General features: G+C 65.9%; 2 protein-coding genes. Both read right to left on the bottom strand.

Annotated elements, in window-relative coordinates:
* A partial coding sequence (locus tag EG885_RS22330) for an IS66 family transposase (protein WP_207392398.1) occupies nucleotides 1-440 on the bottom strand: 440 nt, incomplete at its 3' end.
* Nucleotides 441-494: 54 nt separating this feature from the next.
* Complete coding sequence (gene tnpB, locus EG885_RS22325; RefSeq protein ID WP_207392397.1) at nucleotides 495-827, bottom strand: IS66 family insertion sequence element accessory protein TnpB; 333 nt, start codon at nucleotides 825-827, stop codon at nucleotides 495-497.
* Between the last annotated feature and the right edge of the window lie 80 nt (nucleotides 828-907).

Below are 907 nucleotides of genomic sequence, written 5' to 3'. Positions count from 1 at the left end.
ACGATGACCCGCAGCTGTGCCGGCACGATATCCAGCCGCTCGGTCCGGTCTTCGCCGATCCGGTGCATCTCGCCACAGCCGCAGGGACAGAGCAGGCTGTCCGGCTCGATCACCCGCTCAACGCGGGGCAGGCTTTCCGGAAGATGCCCGCGATTGCGGCGGGCAGCCCGGCGCGGGGGCGTGCGGGGCGCAGCCTCCGCATCCTGCCGGGTCTCGGCCTCGGCCACGGCAGCTTCGAGATCCTCGAAGGCCAGTTGGCGCTCGTCGTTGTTCAGCTTCTCGGAGCGTTTGCCATGCACGACCTGGTTCAGCTCGGCGATCAGATGCTCCAGCCGCCGGTTGCTTTCCCGCAGCGCATCCCGTTCCCGCAGCACGGCAAGAACAGCGGCGCGCTGGCTTTCGGGGATGACGGACAGGTCGATGGACGGGGCTGTTGACATGCTGTCATCATACCCTGATCCGTCTGTAGTTGAACGCTTTTTTTTGCATTCAGGTCATTCTGCAACGGCTGGCTTCGGGGTTTCCAGAGGCCGGACCCGACGCCAGTCGAGACCGGCAAAAAGCGCCTCGAACTGCGTTCGGCTCAAGGTCATCGCCCCGTCCCGGATGGCCGGCCAGGTGAAGCTGTCGGCCTCGAGGCGCTTGTAAGCCATCACCAGCCCGCCGCCGTCCCAGAACAGGATCTTCAGCCTGTCGGCGCGTTTGGCGCGGAACACAAAGACCGTGCCGGTAAAGGGATCCTCTGCCAGCAGCGACTGCACCAGCGCCGCCAATCCATCGTGCCCCTTCCTGAAGTCCACCGGCTTGGTCGAGACCAGGATCCGCATGCCCTGCGAGGGCATCAGCACGGCACTGCTCCGAGGGCCCGGACAATCTCGGCCAGCCGAACGGCGGGCGTGTCCGCAGC

The organism is Paracoccus nototheniae (genome assembly GCF_004335005.1).
Classification (GTDB): domain Bacteria; phylum Pseudomonadota; class Alphaproteobacteria; order Rhodobacterales; family Rhodobacteraceae; genus Paracoccus; species Paracoccus nototheniae.
Note: the sequence above shows the minus strand (reverse complement) of the source record. Positions and strands in the feature narration are given on the sequence as shown.